The organism is Pseudarthrobacter sp. B4EP4b (assembly GCF_006680095.1).
In the GTDB taxonomy this organism is placed as follows: Bacteria; Actinomycetota; Actinomycetes; order Actinomycetales; family Micrococcaceae; genus Arthrobacter.
The window spans coordinates 1-17355 of the sequence record NZ_VHIJ01000058.1 but is presented as its reverse complement, the minus strand read 5'-3'; the positions used below and the strand labels follow the sequence as shown (position 1 = coordinate 17355).

18 protein-coding genes and 1 riboswitch are annotated in these 17355 nt (G+C 64.3%); of the genes, 12 read left to right on the top strand and 6 right to left on the bottom strand.

Features of this window, described 5'->3' with window-relative positions; all coding sequences use genetic code 11:
• The first annotated feature begins 55 nt into the window (after nt 1–55).
• From FNL14_RS19385 to pabB, 6 genes are all read left to right on the top strand, one after another.
• Nucleotides 56–874 carry a methyltransferase domain-containing protein gene (locus FNL14_RS19385; protein ID WP_142063405.1) on the top strand — a complete coding sequence of 273 codons (819 nt, stop codon included), beginning with the start codon at nt 56–58 and terminating at the stop codon, nt 872–874.
• Nucleotides 875–957: 83 nt separating this feature from the next.
• Nucleotides 958–1257, top strand: coding sequence for a type II toxin-antitoxin system Phd/YefM family antitoxin (locus FNL14_RS19380; protein ID WP_255470927.1), 300 nt, complete (start codon nt 958–960; stop codon nt 1255–1257).
• Nucleotides 1254–1646 carry a type II toxin-antitoxin system VapC family toxin gene (locus tag FNL14_RS19375; RefSeq protein WP_255470926.1) on the top strand — a complete coding sequence of 131 codons (393 nt, stop codon included), beginning with the start codon at nt 1254–1256 and terminating at the stop codon, nt 1644–1646. The genes FNL14_RS19380 and FNL14_RS19375 overlap by 4 nt, the downstream gene beginning before the upstream one ends.
• A 20-nt stretch (nt 1647–1666) precedes the next feature.
• Nucleotides 1667–2290, top strand: coding sequence for a LysE family transporter (locus FNL14_RS19370; protein ID WP_142063402.1), 624 nt, complete (start codon nt 1667–1669; stop codon nt 2288–2290).
• Nucleotides 2291–2410: 120 nt separating this feature from the next.
• Complete coding sequence (locus FNL14_RS19365) at nt 2411–2947, top strand: low molecular weight protein-tyrosine-phosphatase (RefSeq protein WP_142063399.1); 537 nt, start codon at nt 2411–2413, stop codon at nt 2945–2947.
• A 76-nt stretch (nt 2948–3023) separates the two neighbouring features.
• Entirely contained in the window at nt 3024–5141 is a 2118-nt protein-coding gene (gene pabB / locus FNL14_RS19360) for an aminodeoxychorismate synthase component I (RefSeq protein ID WP_142063396.1), read from the top strand.
• A gap of 14 nt (nt 5142–5155) precedes the next feature.
• Here the strand turns inward: pabB and cls are convergent, their stop codons facing one another.
• On the bottom strand, nt 5156–6628 hold the full coding sequence (gene cls / locus FNL14_RS19355; protein ID WP_142063553.1) for a cardiolipin synthase: 1473 nt from the start codon (nt 6626–6628) through the stop codon (nt 5156–5158).
• A gap of 96 nt (nt 6629–6724) precedes the next feature.
• On the opposite strand from cls, the gene FNL14_RS19350 reads away from it, so the two are divergent.
• Complete coding sequence (locus FNL14_RS19350; protein ID WP_142063393.1) at nt 6725–7654, top strand: aminodeoxychorismate lyase; 930 nt, start codon at nt 6725–6727, stop codon at nt 7652–7654.
• Nucleotides 7655–7692: 38 nt separating this feature from the next.
• A complete protein-coding gene (locus tag FNL14_RS19345; RefSeq protein WP_142063390.1) occupies nt 7693–8157 on the top strand; it encodes a pyridoxamine 5'-phosphate oxidase family protein in 465 nt (154 codons plus the stop codon).
• A 40-nt stretch (nt 8158–8197) separates the two neighbouring features.
• On the opposite strand, the gene FNL14_RS19340 is transcribed toward FNL14_RS19345, so the two are convergent.
• A complete protein-coding gene (locus FNL14_RS19340) occupies nt 8198–8908 on the bottom strand; it encodes a TetR/AcrR family transcriptional regulator C-terminal domain-containing protein (protein WP_142063387.1) in 711 nt (236 codons plus the stop codon).
• 230 nt (nt 8909–9138) lie between these two features.
• On the opposite strand from FNL14_RS19340, the gene FNL14_RS19335 reads away from it, so the two are divergent.
• Nucleotides 9139–9393 (top strand): hypothetical protein, encoded by a 255-nt coding sequence (locus tag FNL14_RS19335; protein ID WP_142063384.1) that lies wholly within the window; start codon nt 9139–9141, stop codon nt 9391–9393.
• Between the two features lie 50 nt (nt 9394–9443).
• Here the strand turns inward: FNL14_RS19335 and FNL14_RS19330 are convergent, their stop codons facing one another.
• From FNL14_RS19330 to opgC, 3 genes are all read right to left on the bottom strand, one after another.
• Nucleotides 9444–10115 carry a Rid family hydrolase gene (locus FNL14_RS19330; RefSeq protein WP_142063381.1) on the bottom strand — a complete coding sequence of 224 codons (672 nt, stop codon included), beginning with the start codon at nt 10113–10115 and terminating at the stop codon, nt 9444–9446.
• Nucleotides 10116–10165: 50 nt separating this feature from the next.
• Complete coding sequence (locus FNL14_RS19325) at nt 10166–11770, bottom strand: flavin monoamine oxidase family protein (protein WP_142063378.1); 1605 nt, start codon at nt 11768–11770, stop codon at nt 10166–10168.
• A 151-nt stretch (nt 11771–11921) separates the two neighbouring features.
• The gene (gene opgC, locus FNL14_RS19320) at nt 11922–14309 is read right to left on the bottom strand and encodes an OpgC domain-containing protein (RefSeq protein ID WP_142063375.1); all 2388 of its coding nucleotides are present in this window, start codon (nt 14307–14309) and stop codon (nt 11922–11924) included.
• Between the two features lie 356 nt (nt 14310–14665).
• Nucleotides 14666–14780, top strand: a riboswitch (SAM riboswitch).
• 13 nt (nt 14781–14793) lie between these two features.
• Here opgC and FNL14_RS19315 point away from each other — a divergent pair.
• Genes FNL14_RS19315 through FNL14_RS19305 form a run of 3 tightly spaced genes read left to right on the top strand, consistent with a single transcriptional unit; the run spans nt 14794 to nt 16688 of the window.
• Complete coding sequence (locus FNL14_RS19315) at nt 14794–15072, top strand: DUF1737 domain-containing protein (RefSeq protein ID WP_142063372.1); 279 nt, start codon at nt 14794–14796, stop codon at nt 15070–15072.
• On the top strand, nt 15069–15479 hold the full coding sequence (locus tag FNL14_RS19310) for a rhodanese-like domain-containing protein (RefSeq protein WP_142063371.1): 411 nt from the start codon (nt 15069–15071) through the stop codon (nt 15477–15479). The genes FNL14_RS19315 and FNL14_RS19310 overlap by 4 nt, the downstream gene beginning before the upstream one ends.
• Entirely contained in the window at nt 15480–16688 is a 1209-nt protein-coding gene (locus FNL14_RS19305) for an O-succinylhomoserine sulfhydrylase (RefSeq protein ID WP_142063368.1), read from the top strand. It begins immediately after the preceding gene.
• 98 nt (nt 16689–16786) lie between these two features.
• Here the strand turns inward: FNL14_RS19305 and FNL14_RS19300 are convergent, their stop codons facing one another.
• Entirely contained in the window at nt 16787–17089 is a 303-nt protein-coding gene (locus tag FNL14_RS19300) for a DUF1905 domain-containing protein (RefSeq protein WP_142063365.1), read from the bottom strand.
• Nucleotides 17090–17355 lie beyond the last annotated feature (266 nt).

Genomic DNA, 17355 nt, shown 5'->3' with positions numbered 1-17355 from the left:
TTTTGACGCGGCAAAACGACACTTAGCGCAACCCAGTTGGGGGTAGCGTTTGCTTATGAGCGCGCAGCAGCCCGAAGACGACGTTTACACGCACGGCCACCACGAATCGGTGGTCCGCGCCCATGCCGCCAGGACCGCCGAGAATTCGGCCGCGTTTGTCCTGCCGCACCTCACCCCCGGAACTGCCCTGCTCGACGTCGGCTGCGGCCCGGGCAGCATCACCTGCGATTTCGCTGGCGTGGTGAGCCCCGGCAAGGTCATCGGCCTGGACCGCTCGCCGGACATCATTGCCCAGGCCAAGGCCCTCGCCGTCGAGCGTGAAGTAGCGAACGTCGAATTCGTTGCCGGCAACATCTACGACCTCCCCTTCGAAGACGAAACGTTCGACGTCGTCCACGCCCACCAGGTGCTCCAGCACCTGACGGATCCTGTGGAGGCGCTGCGGGAGATGCGCCGGGTAGCGAAGCCGGGCGGAATTGTGGCGGTGCGCGACGCCGACTTCCACGGCATGAGCTGGTACCCCGCCATCCCTGAGCTGGATGAGTGGATGGAGCTTTACCAGCGCATCGCGCGCAGGAACGGAGCAGAGCCCGACGCCGGGCGGCGGCTGGTGAGCTGGGCCCAGTCCGCGGGCTTCACCGACGTCGCGCCCACCAGCAGCAACTGGCTTTACGCCACGGGACAGCAGCGGCGTTGGCAGGCGCGCGTCTGGGGCGAGCGGGTGCTCCATTCCGCCTTCGCCGAGCAGGCGCTCGAATACGGCTTCGCCAATCCCGCGGACCTGGCCAGGATCTCTGCCGGCTGGCACCGCTGGGGCTCCACGGACGACGGCTGGTTCCTGATTCCCAACGGTGAGGTCATCGCGCGTGCCTAGTTAACGGCAAGCGCCAGCGCCACTATCCACATAGCCACTTTGCGGGCTGCCGCTGGTTGCCGCCTCGGAAATATCGTCGGCCCATGAGCTACTACGGCGACAACGAATACTGGGCAGAACCATACACAGTGGAGGTTGACCAAGTAGACTTGGTCAACATGGGACAGTACAACGTCCAGGAAGCAAAAACGCGTTTGTCCGAGCTGTTGAACCAAGTGGAAAACGGCGAGGATGTGGTCATTGCCAAAGCAGGAAGGCCTGTTGCCCGGCTGGTAAAGATCGAACGCCCCCATAAGCGGGAACTGGGATTCCTGGGCCCCCTTCACATTCCTGACGAGTTCTACGAGCCTTGGAGTGACGAGGAGATGGGGGCCGCGGAATGATGCGGCTCCTTTTGGATACCCACGTTTTCCTGTGGGCTGTGGCGGAACCCAAACGGCTGTCCACCAAGGCCAGGAATTCCATTACAAAACTGGAAAACCAAATCTTCGTCTCGCCGGTCACCGCTTACGAGCTGTCCTCCAAGCACCGGCAAGGAAAATTGCCCTTTGGAGCGGCAATCGTCACTAGCTTTGGCCGGCAGATTGCCCACCTCTACGCTTCCGAACTCGCTGTCTCGTCTCCCCACACCCTCGCCGCGGGACAACTGGACTGGGACCACAAGGATCCCTTCGACCGAATGCTCGCTGCCCAGGCGATGGTGGAGGGGCTTACCCTCGTTACTGCGGATGAAGACCTGCAGGCGTTCGGACCCGTGGCAACCCTCTGGTGATTGCGCACTAAACTTGGCTGGTGCAATTTTCCCTGTGGCTCACCCTGGCCGGCGCCGGCGTCCTGATCAGTTTCACCCCCGGCGCAGGGGCCATCAACACCATGAGCAATTCCCTGAACTCCGGGTTCCGGCGCTCCATGTGGGGAATCCTCGGCCAGCAGGCAGCACTGGTGATCCATGTGGTGATCGTGGCCCTTGGCGTGGGCGTCCTGGTGGCCAGCTCGCCTATCGCCTTCAATGTCATCCGCTATTCAGGCGCTGCCTACCTGGTGTATCTGGGCATCCGGCAATTCCTCGCCAAGCCGGATCTCGAGCAGGAGAAAATCGCCGGCCTTCAGAACGAGCCCGCATGGTCCATCTTCCGGCGCGGATTCTGGGTAAATCTGCTGAATCCAAAAGCCATCATCTTCTTCCTGGCCTTTATGCCCCAATTCATCCGGCCCGAGCAACCCCTCCTGGCCCAGTACGCGGTGTTGACGGCAACGATCGTCGCCATCGACGTCCTGGTGATGTGGTTCTTCTTCGCGGCGGCCGCCAGATCCTTTGAGCGGTTCACCCACAGCGCCCGCGGGCAGCGGGTCCTCAACCGCTCATTCGGCGTTCTGTTTGTCGCCGTGGGAATCCTGCTGGCCTTCCTCCACTGAGCACCCCTGAGCCACGGGGCAGCAGGGCGATGACGGATAAGCACAGTTTCTTTACAAAATAGTCATGCATTATGAACTCACCGCTAGCCAACAGGGCTCATTAGCACGCATGCTTAGCTTATGAACTCAGCGTCGAGCCCATACCGTGTTATCGCCGTCTGCACCGGGAACATCTGCCGGTCCCCCATGGCTGAGCTGATGCTCGCCGCGGCGTTGGAACGCGAAGGGCTTGAGGGCCTGGTGGCCGTTGATTCTGCGGGTACTACCGGCTATGAGGCAGGCCGGCCGATAGATCCGCGCGCGGCCCGCCGCCTCGGCGCGACGCAGCTCAACTGGGACAAACACATCGCCCGCGAGTGGCAGCACTCCTGGTTCCGGGAACGGGACCTGATCCTCGCACTGGACATCGACCACCACGCCTGGCTCAGCGAGTCCGCCCCGGACCAGGAATCCAGGAACAAAATCCGCATGCTGCGCAGCTTTGATCCGCGGCTGGCGGACAAAGACCTGCTGGACCAGGGCATTGAGGACCCCTGGTACGGCGGGCAGGCCGACTTCGACGTCGTCTGGCACCAGGTCCATAACGCCCTCCCGGGCCTGGTGGAATACATCAAAGGGGCCGTCCTGAAAAACACGCAGCTCCAGCGGCAGGCATAAGTCGCAGGCCCTGCTCCGGCAGGGGCCGGCTCAATCGAAAGTGAAGCCTGGCAAGGATACCGGTACGCTCTAATCCATGAGCCCAGCCCCCGTCATCATCGCCATCGACGGGCGCTCGGGGGCAGGCAAAACCACCCTCGCCATCGAACTGGCGGCACAGCTGCGCGCCCACCACAAGGTCTCCCTGTTCCACCTTGAGGACATCTACCCGGGCTGGAACGGCCTGTTGGCGGGCATCGACCGCTATGTCGCCACAGTCCTGGAACCGCTGAGCCGTGGCGGGGCGGCCACGTGGACCAGCTGGGACTGGGAAAGACATTACGACGGCGACTCCCGCGTCACGCTGCCCGCCGAGATTGTGATCGTTGAGGGAGTGGGGGCCGCCGCCGCCGCGGCACGGCCCCTGCTCAGCGCCGTCATCTGGGCGGACTCCCCGGATGACATCCGCAGGATCCGGGCGTTGGAGCGTGACGGCGGAACCTACGAACCCTATTGGGACCAATGGGCGGCCCAGGAGGAGGAATGGCTGCGCGGCGACCACGTCCCGGAGCACGCGGACGTGCGCGTGCTGAACCGCGCTGACGGGTCCGCCCCGAGGGATGTGCTTCAGCTTCTTCCATACCTACCCGCGCTGGCCCCCGTACTGGCGCCCGAACTCTCGGCCCGGCGCGGCCTGGGTATACATGCCGAACGTCTGGACGCGCGCCCGGATGCCGCCACCCTGTTCAACGCTCTCTGTGGCACTTCCGCCAACGCCGTCTGGCTGGACTCGTCCAATGCCGGCGCTCCGGCCGTGAGCTTTCCCAAGGCCCGCCATGCTGCCCCCGCAGGGGAGGACCAGGCCGAATCGGCCGCCGCTGAACGCAGCCGCTTCAGCATCATGGCGGACGACGGCGGGCTGTTGGGCCAGAAGGTGTCGCACCGTTCGGGCGTCACCAGTATCCAGGCCGGCTGCGCATCAGCGACGGTGGAAGGCACGTTCTTCCGCTGGCTTGACACAGTGTGGGGCGACGCGTCGGTCAGCACCCCGGACGGCTACCCGGGCGAATTCACACTGGGGTGGCTCGGATGCCTGGGCTACGAACTCAAACGGGAAACCGGCGGAACCGATCATTCCGCCCCCACCCCCGATGCTGCCCTGATCTTCGCAAGCAGGGCCGTGGTCCTGGACCACGCCGAAGGCACCGCGTGGTTGCTGGCCCTGGACGCACTGGATGGCCCGGAATGGTTCGACAAGGCCCGCACGGCGGTCGAAGAGGCTGCCGGCCACGAAGCCTCGCCGGCTCATTCCACCCAGGCCGGCGGCAGCACCGGCGTCGTCCTTCCTCAAACAGCCAGGTTCACAAGCCGCGATACCGGCGCCGCATACCGGGAGAAGATTGCGGCCGCCCAGCACGAAATTGCCGAGGGGAATACCTACGAGGTCTGCCTGACCACCACGTTGTCAGCCCGGATTCCTGCAGCTGCGCTCGACCCCTGGCCGACATACCTGGCCCTCCGCCGGAAAAACCCGGCGCCTTTTGCCAGCTACTTCCGGTTCGGCAGCCTGGCCGTGGCCAGCACCTCCCCCGAGCGCTTCCTCAAGATTGCGTCCGACGGCGGAATGCGCGCCGAACCCATCAAGGGAACCCGCCGCCGAGCCTCCGATCCGGCTGAAGACACTGCGCTGCGCACTGACCTTGCCACGTCGTTGAAGGACCGCGCCGAGAACATCATGATCGTGGACCTGCTGCGGAACGACCTCAGCCACTTCGCCGTCCCCGGCTCGGTGACCGTCAGCCGGCTCTGCGCCATCGAAAGCTACGCCACCGTCCACCAGATGGTGAGCACCATCGACGCCCGGCTGCAGCGTGGATCGTCCCGGGCCGAGGCCGTGGCAGCCTGCTTCCCGGCAGGCTCCATGACCGGCGCGCCAAAAATCAGCACCATGGCCATCCTGGACCGGCTGGAAGGCGGCTCACGCGGGCTCTATTCCGGGGCCATCGGCTACTTCTCGCTAAATGGCGCCACGGACCTCGCCGTCGCCATCCGGACCCTGGTGATCAACCGCGCAGGTGACGGGACCGCCGATCTGACCCTCGGCGTCGGCGGCGCGATCACGGCCGATTCAGTCCAGGACGAGGAATACGAGGAGATCCGGACCAAGGCTTTCGGCGTCCTCTCCACGCTGGGCGCAGAGTTCCCCGATGCCTGAAACTCTTCGAGCCGTTACTGCACCGTCGCCGTCAGCCTGGCCACGTTGTCCACGTACCGCGTGGCCAGGGGCCGCTTGATCCAGTCGGCCAGCTTGAGCTCATGCGAGATGTCCCGGTACGTGTCCTCGATGGCGCGCATCTTGGTGACAATGTCCTCCCCCAGCAGCATCACCGACACCTCAAGGTTGAGTGAGAACGAGCGCATGTCCATGTTGGACGAACCGAGAACGGCAACCTCGTCGTCAATGGTGAAGTGCTTGGCATGGAGCACGAACGGGGCCTTGTACAGGTAGATCCGGACGCCGGCCTCCAGCAGGGCCTCATAGTATGAGCTCTGGGCGTGGTGGACCAGGAACTGATCGCCCTTCTCCGAGACGAACAGCTCCACGTCCACGCCCCGCTGCGCGGCAGTGGTGATGGCGTAGAGAAGGGAATCGTCCGGGACGAAGTACGGGCTGCAGATGGAAATATTATGCTGGGCCGAATAGATGAGCGTGTTGAACAGCCGCAGGTTGTTCTCGGTGATGAAGCCCGGGCCGCTGGGCACTACCTGGGCCGTGACGTTGCCCGGGTGCGCGTTGGCCGGGAGCTGCAGCTGGTGCTCCAGGGACTCGTCCGTCTCACTCAGCCAGTCCGTGGCAAAAACAACGTTCAAGGTGGTGACGATGGGTCCGCGAAGGCACGCCATCAGCTCCACCCATTCACGGCCGGCCTTCCGGTGGCGGGGGTTGTTGTAGGAGGGCTCGATCAGGTTCTGCGAGCCGGTAAAGGCGATTTCGCCGTCGATCACCATGATCTTGCGGTGGTTGCGCAGGTCCGGACGGCGCCACTGGCCATGGATGGGCAGCAACGGAAGCATGCGCTTCCACTGGATTTTGCCGGCCCGAAGCCGCTTGAGCAGGTTCCGGTAGCCCTTCACGCGGAGGGTGCCGATGTGGTCGAACAGCACCCGGACTTCCACCCCGCGTTCGGCGGCTTCCTCCAGGGCGGTCATCAGGTCGTCAGTAATGTGGTCCGTGCTCATGATGTAGAACTCGGCGTTAACGAACTTCTTCGCGTTCCGCACCGCCTTGGTCATCTCAAGAATCGAGTCCGGGTACCCCGGGATCAGGTCCACGGAGTTCCCGTCCACCATCGGCAGCGAACCCAGCCGCCGGTTCAACTCCGCAGCGGAACGCACCCATTCCGGCCCGGGATAGTCGCTTTCGACGTCGGCCAGGGAGGAAATTCCGGCCCTCACCCTTTCATTGACCTGTTGCTGCTGCTGCCGTCGGCGGCTGGACAGCTTGAAGTTGCCGAACAGCAGGAACAGGATGATGCCCACGAACGGGACAAAGAAGATCCCCAGCAGCCATGCCATGGCGGTAGTGGGCCGGCGGTTGCCGGGGATGATGCCAACCGCGAGCACCCTGATCACCAGGTCGGCGAAGGCCAGCAGCACCACCACCCACGTCGGAGCGGTGCCGGCAAGCGAAAATGGCCACAACACGTGAATAACCCCCGGAGGACGGCTCCCGGCGGACGGGTTCCGGCCAGGGCACTCCGCCCAGCTTATCCGTGAGCGCCGCACTAAGCTGGACCCATGACCTCTCCAGCCCCCGTGGTTCTCGCCTTCCTCGATCCCGCCTTCCCTGACGGCCGGTTTGCCGATGCGTCCAGTCCCCAGCTGCTGGTGACGGACCAGGGCGCCACCAGGGGCGACGGAATCTTTGAGACCATGCTCGCCGTGGGGGGTACCGTCCGGAAGATCCAGGCACATCTGGACCGCCTTGCCGGTTCTGCTGGGGCGCTGGATCTGGCCATTCCCGGCGAGGATGAGTGGCGCCGCGCCATCACCGCAGCCGTGTCCGAGCACCGGGCCCAGCACCCGCCCGCCTCCGCCACCGACGACGAACTGGTGGTGAAGCTCGTGGTGACCCGCGGTGTGGAGGGAGCGTCCACCCCTACCGCCTGGGTGCAGGTGTCCCCTGCCGGTGCTGCCGGCCGCCGCCAGCGCGAGACCGGCATCGACGTCATTCTGTTGGACCGCGGTTACGACAGCGATGTTGCCGAGCGCGCCCCCTGGCTGCTGCTGGGCGCCAAGACCCTCTCCTACGCGGTCAACATGGCCGCCCTCCGTTACGCCCGCAAGCAGGGCGCTGACGACGTCATCTTTACTTCCTCCGATGGCCGCGTGCTTGAGGGCCCCACGTCCACCGTGCTGATGGCACACGTGGAAACGTCCGACGACGGCACCTCCGTTAAGCGCCTCATCACGCCCCTGCTGGACAGCGGCATCCTCCCCGGCACCTCCCAGGGCGCGCTGTTCGCCGCCGCCAAGGCCGCCGGCTGGGAGCTGGGCTACGGGCCGCTGGAGCCGCAGGACCTGCTGGACGCCGACGCCGTCTGGCTGATTTCCAGCGTGCGGATGCTGGCGCCGGTAAACCGGATCGATGGCAAGGAAATCGGCACGCCCTCGGTACAGAAGGAGCTGACTGCCGAGCTGAACGAGCTTTTCGCCGGCATTCAGTAACCTTCCCCGGAGACTAAGCATGGCCTTAGGGTATGGTCATGAACCCTGACGCGGAGCACACCGGGAAACTGACCTTTGACGACTGCTGGGAACTGCTTGAAAGTGACACGCTGGGCCGGCTCGGACTGGTTGTGGACGGACACCCCGAGATTTTCCCGGTCAATTACGTGGTGCACCGCCGGAGCATCGTCTTCCGGACCTCCGGAGTGACCAAGCTGTGGAACGCCAAGGAGGAACGGCCGGCCGCCCTGGAGATCGATGGCTACGACCCCCACACGGAAGAGGCGTGGAGCGTGGTGGTGCGCGGGGATACGGGCATTATCGAGGACCAGGCTGACAAGGACGCGGTGGACAGCCTGGGGCTGGAGCCGTGGGAGCCGGGCGAGAAAGCCCACTACATCAGGTTGTCAGCACGGGCGCTGACGGGCCGCCGCTTCAAGGTGAACACACCGGACGTCTGGAACACGCGCAGTACTGACCGGCGCCGCGCGTCCTTCGAGTAAATGCGTCCGGCCCGCCGCCCCTCGTGCAGCGGGCGTTCCCCTAGGCGGACGAGCGGGCAGGCTTCTTGGAGAGCTGCCCTTCAAGCCCTGTGAGCAGGATTGTCAGGCCCTGGTCCAGCTCTTTTTCTCCGTCGTATTCGGAAAGGTTCGGCGCCAGCGCCCTGAGCCGGGGAAATTCCTTGGCCGGGAGCCTGTGCAGCCCGAGCCGCAACAGCGCTTCGTTTTCTTCCGGATCCACCACAAACTCCTGCAGTTCGTTCAGGATGTGGCCGTAGAGGAAGCCATAGTAGGCGCGGTAGACATGCAGCGCCCCGGCCGGATCAAACCCGGCCCCGCTGAGCAGCGAGAGAATCTGCTCCAGCGGGCGCAGCGTGCCCAATGGCCTCAGCCCCAGCGGCGTAGAGAGCGGCCGCGTGACCAGCAGCGGCACTACGTTGGGGTGTTCAAGCGCGAGCTGGCGGAGATTGTGCGCAATCTGCCGCAGCTGCGCTTTCCAGTCGGGGTCCTCTGACTGAATCGACAAGTCGTTAAGTACCAGCTCCGAGACTCCATCAAGCAGCGCTGCCCGGTTCTCCGCATAGCGGTAGAGGCTCATGGGGTCGCGGCCCAGTTCCTGGCCAAGGCGGCGCATGGTCAGTGCTTCCAGGCCTTCGGCGTCCACCAGTTCGAGCGCTTTGGCCAGCACCAGCTCACGGCTGAGCCGGGCCTTGCGGGCGCGGTCTTCAGTACCTGAGGTCTTCGGCGGCGGCATGTGTTTTTCCGTTCTGGAACTAGCGGCATGTGTGGCCTGAACATAATTCCAGACGCTTGCCGTATATGTAGTCTACGGGTACAGTCTACAGCGTAGACAAGGTGTTAGCGCCGCCTTGGACCATCGATTCCCAAAGACTCGATCAACACTCCATTGCCTTGTGCACGGCTTTGAGTTCCCGCTGCTGTAGCCGAACGGCGGCACCACGCACGTAGCGAAGGGACGCCGTCATGGCACATTCGCAGTTCGATCTTTTCCTCCAAGAAGCCACCCACCTGGATAAGGCCTACGACCACAGCCTCGACGATGACCGCCTTTACGGCCTGTACACCAGCTGGTGCTTCATTAACCAGCAGAAGCCCGGCAAAGAGTCTGTCTTCTGGGCAGCCATGAAACACCGCATGCCCGCAGGTCACAGCGGCCTGCGCATGAAGGGCCCCGCAGCCGCGGATTACATCCTGACGAGCTACCCAGGGCTCGTCTAACCGGACAAGGAATGGGCGTGGACTGCTGGCCGGCAGTCCACGCCCATTCGCTATTTCCCGCCAGGAGCAGGGTATGCGGCATCTACTTCCACCTCGACGAGCCAGCCGTTGACCGGCAGGTTTTCGATCTCGAGGGCAAAGCGTGAGGGCCGGGCAGGGTTGGCCACAAGCGGTTCAGCTGGTGCAGCCGAACCCAGCGGCACCTTGATCACGGATCCGTCCGCGAGGCTGGTGTTGGCAAAGTACTGCCGGTAGGCGCGGTTCCACCCATCAAAGTCGGCCTTTTCGGCCCCGGCGGGGTTCTGGAGGAAGACGCGCATGGTGATGACGTCGTCGTAATCCAAACCGGCCTGGGCAAGGTTCTCGCCGATCCTGCGCAGAGCGTTGATCCCCTGCGCCTCGGTGATGGTTACGCCGGGAGGAAGCACGCCGCCCGGGAAAACGGCCGTGTCCACGTAGCGCTGCTCGCTGCCTGCTGCAGCAGCTGTGTTCAGGGCCGACGGTCCGAGCCCGCTGGTCTTATAGATGGGCGTATTCGCCCCAATGGCCACTCCACTGGCGATCATCGGGTTGTCCTGGCCGGCAGGGAGGTTGGAGACAGTGGTGCCGGGCTTGGGGCTTGTAAGGTCCTTGAAGACGGCGGGTGCGGCGAAAGCGGCAGTTGCGGTGAGCGTGATCCCGGCGATGCCGGCGGTCACCAAGGCGATGTGGCGTCGGAACATGGGCTTCCTTCGTGGTTTCGTTCGGCGGCTGGCGGCTGCAATCGGGCCCATCATCCGGCCACCGTCGCCGCAACCCGGGTGTGCAGGGCCGTGACGGCGGCGCGTGCGGAGGTCATTGCGCCGTGCTGCCAGGCGATGGCGTGGCTCAGGTGGTCGCCGGCGAAGTAGATGTTGCCGGACGGCTCCAGCAGCTTGGCGTACTTGGCATCTGCCTGCGATGGCCAGCCCACCCACGCCCCTTCGGAGAACGCGGTGCTCCCCCAGTCAACCGAGAACGACGCCGACACGTCCTTTCGGTACACGTCGCCGTGGATCCGCGCACCTTGGTCAAGGGCGCGGCTGAGCCGCTTTTCCGGGCTGAGTTCCTTGTAGACACGAGCGCTGGCGCCGGTGTTGTAGTAGCCCACCATGGTGCCGCGCTGGCCGTGGAATCCGGTGGACGGATACCACATGTTGCCGAGGTCGATGTTGGTGTTGGTGATTCCGCCGTAGATCCGGTGATCCTCTTCCCACCAGCGGCGGGAGTACTCGATGCCGATCTTGCCGGCGTCGCTGGGGCTGGCGAACTTCAGGGCGTCAAGAACGTCGGCTGGCAGGTTGCCGGGGATCTTGGCCGCGATGTGTGGCGGCAGCGTGCAGACGGCAAAGTCCGCTTCGATCTTCTTGGTCTGGCCGCCCGGGTTGGTGTACTCCACCGCGACGCCGGCAGCACTGTTGTTCATGGACAGAACCCGGGCGCCGTACACGAACTTGTCCTTGCCGATTGCTGCTTCGAAGGCATAAGGGATACGGTCCATGCCGCCTACGGGCTGGAACATCATCATGGCCTGGTCCCAGCCGAATTCGAAAGAAAAGTAGTTGCCAACGCCGCTGGCGAAGACGTCAGACAGGGCGTCCGGCGCCAACGGTGTTCCCGCTTCCAGGCCGGCTCCCGGGGTCACCGAGTAACCCTTGCGGCCCGTACCTGTGTACTTGAAACTTGCCGCAGCATCACCGGGAACCTTGCCGCCAATGGCCCCGAAGTTCTGCAGGAAGGAGATCAGGTTTTCCTTGTCGGCTGCCGTCATGTAGCTGTCCAGGGCGCCCTGGTCCGTAGCTTTGGCCAAGAGTTCGGAGACGTAGCCGTAGACGTCGGCCTTGGCCGCGCGGTGCCGGACCGGCGTGTTGGAGAGTTTGGTGTTGCCCTCGCGGAAGAGGTAACCGTCTGCATTCTGGTTGGTGAATGGCTCGATCGCCACCCCGAGTTCCTTACAGTAATCGAGGGTGATGTGGTGCTGCGGAATACGGCCCGGGCCGGCATTCATATACTGGTCTTTGGAAAAAGCGGCCCGTTGCGTGACTCCGCGGAGATCTGTTTCCTCGGTACCACCCCGCACGGTCCAGTTGCGTCCGCCGGGTCGCATCCGCGCTTCCAGGATGGTTACCTTGTAGCCCGCCTTGCCCAATTCGTATGCCGTGGTCAGTCCCGCGATGCCGCCACCCAAGACCACCACGCTTTTTCCGCTGCCGCGCAGGTCGTCGGCGCGGGGCGCAGCATAAGCAGGGGCCGCTGCGTCAGGCGCCAGTCCCATCGCCGCCATCGTTTCGTACATCACCCCGGCTCCCCCCACCATGCCCACGTAGCGGAGGAAGTTCCTGCGAGTCGCATCTGACATTTTTTTCCTTTCACCGGAGTGTTACACGGTGAGCGTATGGGTGAAATGTTTCGTCAAATGATGTGACAATGACAGTGCTGTAGCGTTCACATTTCGATGAAGTAAACGCTTCCCGCTGGACCTGCCGTGGGTTGGTGAAGGCCGGTTTCCCTCAGGTGGGGATGATGCGGAAGAGGAACCGCGTCCGGACCATCACCCAGAGGAGCCCCAGGACCAGTGCGTACGCCGCTGTGTTGATCCAAATGTCGCCCTGGCGCAGTGCCGGTATGTTGGCGATGACGGCAATGAGGACCACATGGATGATGAAGACGTACAGGGTGGCCCGGCCCAGTGGAATCAGGAACCAGCCAAGGGCGCGTGCCACCGGCTTCCAGTAGGCCGTCAGGAATGCGTAGGCGGCCACCACCAGCACCAGGACGTTCAGGAGTCGGCCGGGAGCCAGGTAGGTGCGGCCAAAGAAGAGGTCGTACATGCTCCGGTACACCGTGTCCGGAATGATGGCCAGCCGTACGTCGAAGCCGTTGGCCAAATAGGGGTTGCCCCAGGACAGGAACGCGAAGGCGAACGCGGCACCCGTGCAGACTCCCACAACCCAGGTGTGGTCAGTGAGCCACGAAACGATGCGCTGCCGGTGGAACCCGGCCACCAGGCCGACCACAAACAGGACCTGCCAGACCAGCAACGGGAATGAGTCCTCAAACTGCGAGGGCAGGATCCGGAACCTGGTGACAGCCCCTACCGCATACACGGCCAGGGTGCCGGCCAGCACCCACACGGCCTTGCCCCGGTTAAGCGCGGCAAGGATGAGCGGGCTGACGAGCAGCAACACCACGTAGAGGCCCATGACGTTGAACTGCCAGGGGCCGAATTGCAGCAGCAGGATGGCGGGCAGGACCTGCGGGGGCACCGGGAACTGGAACAACGAGCCCATTCCCGCGTAGAGGTCGTAGGTGCGGCCGGCGCCGTTGTGGCCGGCGCCGCCGGTTCCCTGGTCAACGAAGGTGGTGAGTGCATCGGTCTGGAAGACAGGCACCAGGGAGATCAGGAAGACGCCGATCAGCACGGCGAGCGCCGTTACATAGAGCTTGCCTGCCCGCCGGGATGTCAGGTCCACCACGGTTCCGAAGTCCGCGTTCACCCTGGGTCCGTAGACCATGCCCACCACGATGCCCGAGAAGAGGACAAAAAGCTCGGCCCCGGAAACGAAGCCCACAGCTTCCTGGGTCAACAGCTGGAACAGCGACGTCATGCCCAGGTGGTTCACCACCACAAACACAATGGCCATGCCGCGCAGGAGGTCCACCCGCGAATCCCGCTTTGAAGGATCCGTGTAGCTCCACGCAGTTGCTGTATTGACCCTGCGGGGAACCTGCCACAACGCCACCAGGAGGATCAGCAGCGCCGCACCCACAGTCCAGGCGGCGGCGCCGGTGAGTGTGTTGGCCCGGACGTATCCGCTGCCGGCCGCAACCTGGGTCACCGGGCCGGTCACCATGGAGGACGTCTCTAGACGGTCCCGGGCGGCGGCCGCAACCGCAGGGTTTCCGGTGAGCAGCCAGTCAATGCTTGCCACCCCAGTGTCCCTGGTGCTGGTCCGCTCGTCCCAGACTACGGCCGCCGTTTTGGCGAAGTCCGTGGAGGTGGCCGTACTCAGGACCTGGTCCCACCAGCCCGCTTTGATGTCCAGATCCGAGGCGCCGCCGGATGCCGGGCTGTAAAACGCAGCCGTCTGCAGGACGAACGGCTTGTCCTTCCCTGCCGCATATGTGCCGTAGAAATTTTCCCCGCCGGAGGTTGTGAGCATTTCCTGGAGTTCGTTCGGCCGCGGCACCGTGTTGACCGGCGCCCCGCCGGCAGTGTCATCGTGGAACGCGGTCAGACCCACCCAGTCCACGGCATCGTCCCCGGGGTAATACGGGGCATACGCCGCGTCCGAACCGTTCCACGCATCGTCGCGGTTGCTATCGAGGAGGGCGAAACCCTCGCTGCCCGGCGCAGGGGCATTCCGGTTCCGGTCAAAGGGGTAGCCCGTTCCCAGGTATGGCTCCCACACCATCGACGTACGGCCGCCGGTATCCTCAAAGGCCTCAGCGACGGCCCGGAAGGCGGACCGGTAGGCGGCCGGCTGCTGGCCCCACTCCACCCAGCTGGCATTCATATCGGGGGCAAAGCGGATCAACACCTCGCCCTTGAAGTTCGCAGTCAGCTTCCGTACCTCAGCGGCAAACGATGCGGCGGCCTCGGCGGTGACCTGCTCCAGGGCGATGCTGGGCTTGACCGTCAGCATGGCGTGGGCGCCCTGCATCCCCGATTGCTCCAGGAAGCCCCTGATGTTCTCCTCCTCCGAGCCGCGGAAGGGCAGGGCGATGTCATGCCCGAAGAGCGCCGGGGATGCTCCCAGCCTGTCTGTAAAGCCAGCCGCGGTGTCCTCGCCCCATTCGAGGACTGCGCCCAGAAGCGGCTTGCCCTCGGCCGGGATGGTGTCTGCAGCACGGGCGGCCCCGGCGGGCAGTATCACTGCCAGGACGGCAATCAGCATCGCGGCAAGAAGGGCAGCTGCGGCGCGGAGAAGGGACTGTCGGGTGAGTTGCCCGCGACGGTTTGGCAGACGGCCATGGCCTAAAAGATGTTGCAGTTCGGCGGCTGTTGGCGTACTGATGAGGACCCCCCCAAGGACTTTGCTCCGACTGCCGGGGCGGCGCCCCACAAGAACCCTATCTGCCCGGAAAGCAGCCACGGGCGCCAGGTGCCCTGAGCCGCCCGTGGTGACTCCCGCCGTCGTCCGTTCCGGGAACCGTCTGCAAGTGCGTCCAAGTTGCTCCAGCAGCGCTTCGGTTACGGAACATGACGACGACGGCGGTGCGGGCCCTCGTGCCAAGTGTTACGTTTTTGGGGAGTAATGAGTACCGGCGCCAAGCCCTGACTGGCCGGTCGGCAACCCTCCTTCCGCGGCGGGGTGCCTCAGGTGAATACTCGGCATATCGACCGATTCGAGCTGCAAGCGTGAGAGAAGGAGATCCGTCATGTCAGACGCCCCTGCCAACGAAGAAGAACTGGCCTACCGCCTTATCACGGGGCCTGATGACCGCTCCTTCTGTGAGCGGATTTCCGCCGCCCTGGCCGAGGGCTATGTGTTGCACGGAAGCCCCGCCGTCACGTTCAACGGCAGCACCGCCATTGTGGCGCAGGCCGTCGTCCTGCCGGCAGCGATCGCTTCCGCTGATGCCGCGGTGGCCACTGCGGTGGATGAGCTTGAACTGTCAGGCGAAGACCTCGAGTTCGCAGGCGAGGGCCACGCATGAGCTACGCCGGCGACCTCACCCCCCAGGAAGCCTGGGACAAGCTGCAGCAAGGTGCCATCCTGGTGGACGTCCGCACCGAGGGTGAATGGGCCCACATCGGCATCCCGGACACCAAAGCCACGGACAACGATCCCCTGTTCATCCAGTGGACCTTCCCGGGCGGAATCCCTAACCCCGACTTCATCAAGGACCTGAGCCTGCAGGCCCCCGAAAATGGCTCCACCGAACTGCTGTTCCTGTGCCGCTCCGGCCAGCGGTCCATCGCGGCCGCCATCGCCGCCACACAGGCCGGCTTCACCTCCTACAACGTCCTGGAGGGCTTCGAAGGTGAGCCGGACCGCTATGGCGAACGCACTGTCAACGGCTGGAAGAACCGCGGCCTGCCAACCAACCTGGGAAAGAACTAAGTGACCTTCAACGAAGACGCCCCCGGCTGGAGCCCTGACACCCAGGCCGTCCGCGGCGGACTGGACCGCACCAACTTCCAGGAAACCAGCGAGGCGGTGTTCCTGAACTCCGGCTTCGTGTACGAATCCGCCGCCGCTGCCGAGCGCGCCTTCACCGGCGAGGACGAGCGCTTTGTCTACTCCCGCTACGGCAACCCCTCTGTGGCCACCTTCCAGGAGCGGCTCCGACTCCTTGAGGGCACCGAAGCGTGCTTTGCGACGGCGTCAGGCATGTCCGCGGTTTTCACCGCCCTGGGTGCCTTGCTGGCTGCCGGCGACCGCGTGGTCGCCGCCCGCTCACTCTTTGGCTCCTGCTTTGTGATCCTCAACGAGATCCTGCCCCGGTGGGGCGTTGAGACTGTCTTTGTGGACGGCCCGGACCTCGACCAGTGGCGCGAAGCCCTGTCCCAGCCCACCACCGCCGTTTTCTTTGAGTCGCCGTCCAACCCCATGCAGGAGATCGTGGACATCGCGGCGGTGAGCGAACTCGCCCATGCGGCGGGTGCCACCGTGGTGGTCGACAATGTTTTTGCCACTCCACTTCTGCAGCGCTGCGGCCAGTTGGGCGCCGACGTCATCGTCTACTCCGGCACCAAGCACATTGATGGCCAGGGCCGGGTCCTGGGCGGTGCGATTTTGGGAACGAAGGAATTCATCGAAGGTCCGGTCAAGCAGCTCATGCGCCATACCGGTCCGTCGTTGTCCGCCTTCAACGCCTGGGTCCTCACCAAAGGCCTTGAGACCATGGCCCTGCGTGTGAACCACTCCTCCGCCTCCGCCCTGCGGATCGCCGAGTGGCTCGAGCAGCAGCCTGCGGTGAGCTGGGTGAAGTACCCGCTCCTGAAGTCGCACCCGCAATACGGCCTTGCTGCCAAGCAGATGAAGGCCGGCGGAACGGTGCTCACCCTGGAACTTGCACCATCAGGCGGGCGCTCCGGCAAGGAAGCCGCCTTTGCACTGCTGGACGCCTTGCGGATCATTGACATCTCCAACAACCTGGGAGATTCCAAGTCCCTGATTACGCATCCGGCCACCACCACGCACCGCGCCATGGGGCCGGAAGGCCGCGCTGCCATCGGCCTCAGTGACGGAGTTGTTCGGCTGTCCGTGGGGCTCGAGGACGTGGACGACCTGATCGGCGATTTGGAACAGGCACTGAAGCAGATTTAGTGCTGGCCGGGGCTCGGTTCGGTGCCGGGTCCGGGCACGGCTCGGGCGCTGGATTGCATTAGTGCGCCTGTGCCGGGAATCTGCGCCGTGTAGGGGGCTCAGAAGTTCCATATAGAAAGGTGGACGACTACTTCGTCGCCTTGGCCGATCTTGGCTTTGTCCCTGATGTCCTTTTTGACGGGAAGCAGGTAGGAGCCGCTCTTTGTGTCCCGGAAGAGGGAAGTCTGCCAGGAGTGTCCACCGGTTTCGGCCGTGACCTTGATAGAGCCAAACGCCTTGCTCGCACCGGCAGTTTGAACCCGGACGTCATCTGCGACCTCGGGAGGCAGGGTCAGAAAATGCCAACCAGCCTCGCCCGGATAGAGCCAGAGTTCGGCCTTGAAGGAATACGACGGCTTCACGCGCCGAGTATGGCATTTTCTAGGCCCTGCATAAAAGGCACCCAAGGGTTTCGAGCCGCCGGCACCCCTGCCCCACAACTGTCAGACCCCTATTAGACGATGTCTTTATGGGAATCCTTGCGGGCGAGCATGGCGGTGACGTGCTGATTTCGCCTGCCTCGCCCGCTGCTCCTGTACCCCCACCAGCCCCCGGACCTATGCCCGCCAGAATTGTCAGACCCCCATTAGAAGATGTTTGTATGGGAAACGGCACGGGAACGGCGGCC

Excerpts from the sequence above, each read along its gene's own strand:
- FNL14_RS19315 (WP_142063372.1), top strand. The coding sequence starts at position 14,794 with ATGTCAGACGCCCCTGCCAACGAAGAAGAACTGGCCTACCGCCTTATC.
- FNL14_RS19325 (WP_142063378.1), bottom strand. The coding sequence starts at position 11,770 with ATGTCAGATGCGACTCGCAGGAACTTCCTCCGCTACGTGGGCATGGTG.
- FNL14_RS19385 (WP_142063405.1), top strand. The coding sequence starts at position 56 with ATGAGCGCGCAGCAGCCCGAAGACGACGTTTACACGCACGGCCACCAC.
- FNL14_RS19340 (WP_142063387.1), bottom strand. The coding sequence starts at position 8,908 with ATGCCGCCGCCGAAGACCTCAGGTACTGAAGACCGCGCCCGCAAGGCC.
- FNL14_RS19365 (WP_142063399.1), top strand. The coding sequence starts at position 2,411 with ATGAACTCAGCGTCGAGCCCATACCGTGTTATCGCCGTCTGCACCGGG.
- FNL14_RS19330 (WP_142063381.1), bottom strand. The coding sequence starts at position 10,115 with ATGTTCCGACGCCACATCGCCTTGGTGACCGCCGGCATCGCCGGGATC.
- FNL14_RS19375 (WP_255470926.1), top strand. The coding sequence starts at position 1,254 with ATGATGCGGCTCCTTTTGGATACCCACGTTTTCCTGTGGGCTGTGGCG.
- FNL14_RS19310 (WP_142063371.1), top strand. The coding sequence starts at position 15,069 with ATGAGCTACGCCGGCGACCTCACCCCCCAGGAAGCCTGGGACAAGCTG.
- FNL14_RS19335 (WP_142063384.1), top strand. The coding sequence starts at position 9,139 with ATGGCACATTCGCAGTTCGATCTTTTCCTCCAAGAAGCCACCCACCTG.
- FNL14_RS19350 (WP_142063393.1), top strand. The coding sequence starts at position 6,725 with ATGACCTCTCCAGCCCCCGTGGTTCTCGCCTTCCTCGATCCCGCCTTC.
- FNL14_RS19345 (WP_142063390.1), top strand. The coding sequence starts at position 7,693 with ATGAACCCTGACGCGGAGCACACCGGGAAACTGACCTTTGACGACTGC.
- FNL14_RS19380 (WP_255470927.1), top strand. The coding sequence starts at position 958 with ATGAGCTACTACGGCGACAACGAATACTGGGCAGAACCATACACAGTG.
- pabB (WP_142063396.1), top strand. The coding sequence starts at position 3,024 with ATGAGCCCAGCCCCCGTCATCATCGCCATCGACGGGCGCTCGGGGGCA.
- opgC (WP_142063375.1), bottom strand. The coding sequence starts at position 14,309 with ATGCTGATTGCCGTCCTGGCAGTGATACTGCCCGCCGGGGCCGCCCGT.